This is a genomic window from Rudaea sp. (assembly GCF_036560865.1).
Taxonomy (GTDB): Bacteria; Pseudomonadota; Gammaproteobacteria; order Xanthomonadales; family Rhodanobacteraceae; genus Rudaea.
Map to the genome: position 1 here is coordinate 1 of NZ_DATBQK010000114.1, position 2672 is coordinate 2672.

Sequence of the window (2672 nt, forward strand, 5' to 3'; positions counted from 1 at the left end):
GCCGGGGCTGTACAAGGGCGATCCGTATGCGCCGTTGACCGAGGCGCAATCCAAGACCGGCGGACGCAACCACTATGGCCGCATCACCACGCGGCACAAGGGTGGCGGTTCCAAGCAGCATTACCGCATTGTCGATTTCAAGCGTGACAAGGAAGGCGTTGCCTGCCGCGTCGAGCGCCTGGAATACGATCCGAACCGCACTGCGCACATCGCGCTGTTGCTGTACGTCGACGGCGAGCGTCGCTACATCATCGCGCCGAAAGGCGTGAAGGAAGGCGATCAGCTGATGGCCGGCCGCGATGCGCCGATCAAGGCGGGCAATTCGCTGCCACTGCGCAACGTTCCGATCGGTGCCACCGTGCATTGCGTCGAGATGAAGCCGGGCAAGGGCGCGCAGCTCGCGCGCAGCGCCGGTGCGTCGGTGCAGTTGATCGCACGTGAACAGGGCTACGCAACGTTGCGTCTGCGCTCCGGCGAAATGCGCAAGGTGCCGGTGGACTGCAACGCGACGATCGGCGAAGTCGGCAACTCCGAACACAACCTGCGCAAGCTCGGCAAGGCCGGTGCGAAGCGCTGGCGCGGCATCCGTCCGACCGTGCGCGGCGCGGCGATGAATCCGGTCGACCATCCGCATGGAGGCGGCGAGGCGAAGGCTGGCCAGGGCAACCCGCATCCGGTGTCGCCATGGGGTCAGCCGTCCAAGGGTTACAAGACCCGCAAGAACAAGCGCACGACGCAGTTCATCGTGCGCGATCGTCGAGGTTAATAAACATGGCTCGCTCATTAAAGAAAGGTCCGTTCGTCGACTTGCACCTGTTGAAGAAGGTGGAAGTTGCTTCGGCGACGAATACCAAGCGTCCGATCAAGACCTGGTCGCGGCGTTCGATGATTCTGCCGGAAATGGTCGGTCTGACCATCGCCGTGCACAACGGCAAAGCGCACGTACCGGTGCTGGTCAACGAGAACATGGTCGGGCACAAGCTCGGCGAGTTCGCAGTGACGCGCACCTTCAAGGGGCACTCCGGCGACAAGAAGGCCGCCGAGGCCAAGGCACAAGGGTGACGCGATGAGTACTTTGCAAGCGAAAGCGATCCTGCGCGGCGTGCGCATTTCGGCACAGAAGGCGCGCCTCGTCGCCGATCAGGTGCGCGGCCTGCCGGTCGGGCGCGCGACCAATCTGCTGACGTTCAGCGACAAGAAGGCGGCGCATCTGGTCAAGAAAGTGCTGCTCTCGGCTGTCGCCAACGCCGAGAACAATCTCGGTGCCGACGTCGACGAATTGAAAGTCGCCACGATCACCGTGGACGAAGGTCCGCACCTCAAGCGCATGCATGCACGCGCCAAGGGCCGCGGCTCGCAGATTCTCAAGCGTACGAGCCACATCACCGTGGTCGTCGGCAGCTAACGCTGATCTTAAATAAAGAACTTTCCGAGAAAAAATTATGGGTCATAAAGTTCATCCAACCGGTATTCGCCTCGGGATTTCCAAAGACTGGAATTCCAAGTGGTACGCGAACAAGCGCGAATACGCGCTGTATCTCGCCGCCGATCTGAAGGTGCGCGAAATGCTGCGCGAGAAACTCGCGCAGGCGGGCGTATCGAAGATCCAGATCGAGCGTCCTGCGAAGACCGCGCGCATCACGATCCATACCGCGCGTCCCGGCGTCGTCATCGGCAAGAAGGGTGAGGACATCGAGAAGCTGCGCAAGGACGTGAGCAAGATGATGGGTGTGCCCGCGCACATCAACGTGTCCGAAGTGCGCAAGCCGGAAATCGACGCGCAGCTGGTCGCCGAGTCGATCGCGCAGCAGCTCGAGCGCCGCATCATGTTCCGCCGCGCGATGAAGCGCTCGGTCGGCAATGCGATGCGCCTGGGTGCGCTGGGCATCAAGATCAATGTCGGTGGGCGCTTGAACGGGGCGGAAATCGCGCGTTCGGAGTGGTATCGCGAAGGTCGCGTGCCGCTGCATACGCTGCGCGCCGATATCGACTACGGCTTCGCGCAGGCGAAGACGACCTACGGCATCATCGGCATCAAGGTGTGGATCTACAAGGGCGAAGTGTTCGACCTCGCCGCCGCCAGTGCCGAGACCAAAGACGAAGGCCGCGAAGCTCCGCCGCGCTCCGAGCGCCGCGAACCGCGCGAGCCGCGTGAGCACAGAGATCGCGAGCCGCGTGAACCGCGCGCTGCGAAGTAAAAATTGAAAAGTGCGGTCAGGACGACCGCTTTTTGATCGTTGCGATCAGGATAATCGCAAAAGAGGAATAGAAACATGTTGCAACCCAAACGCACCAAATATCGCAAAGTACAGAAGAGCCGCAACCGCGGTCTTGCCTTCGTCAGCAACAAGGTGAGCTTCGGCGAGTTCGGCCTGAAGGCGACGACGCACGGACATCTGACCTCGCGCCAGATCGAAGCCGCACGCCGTTGCGTGACGCGCTTCGTCAAGCGCGGCGGCAAGCTGTGGATCCGCGTATACCCGGATAAACCCATTACCAAGAAACCCATCGAAGTGCGTATGGGCAACGGCAAGGGCAACGTCGAGTACTGGGTGGCCAAGGTGCAGCCCGGCTCCATGCTGTATGAGATGGAAGGCGTGGATGAGGCCACGGCGCGCGAGGCCTTCCGCCTGGCTTCCGCCAAGCTGCCCGTGACCACCAGCTTCGTAGCC

Annotated in this window: 5 protein-coding genes; all 5 read left to right on the forward strand. The window is 61.9% G+C overall.

Features of this window, described 5'->3' with window-relative positions:
* A partial coding sequence (rplB, locus tag VIE67_RS11845; protein WP_414707359.1) for a 50S ribosomal protein L2 occupies positions 1-766 on the forward strand: 766 nt, incomplete at its 5' end.
* Positions 767-771: 5 nt separating this feature from the next.
* Positions 772-1062 (forward strand): 30S ribosomal protein S19, encoded by a 291-nt coding sequence (gene rpsS, locus VIE67_RS11850; protein ID WP_332026457.1) that lies wholly within the window; start codon positions 772-774, stop codon positions 1060-1062.
* Positions 1063-1075: 13 nt separating this feature from the next.
* Positions 1076-1405 (forward strand): 50S ribosomal protein L22, encoded by a 330-nt coding sequence (gene rplV / locus VIE67_RS11855; protein WP_332026466.1) that lies wholly within the window; start codon positions 1076-1078, stop codon positions 1403-1405.
* Positions 1406-1442: 37 nt separating this feature from the next.
* The gene (gene rpsC, locus VIE67_RS11860) at positions 1443-2198 is read left to right on the forward strand and encodes a 30S ribosomal protein S3 (RefSeq protein WP_332026459.1); all 756 of its coding nucleotides are present in this window, start codon (positions 1443-1445) and stop codon (positions 2196-2198) included.
* A 75-nt stretch (positions 2199-2273) separates the two neighbouring features.
* Positions 2274-2672, forward strand: a 399-nt coding sequence (rplP, locus tag VIE67_RS11865; protein WP_332026461.1) for a 50S ribosomal protein L16, incomplete at its 3' end; no start/stop codon positions are given.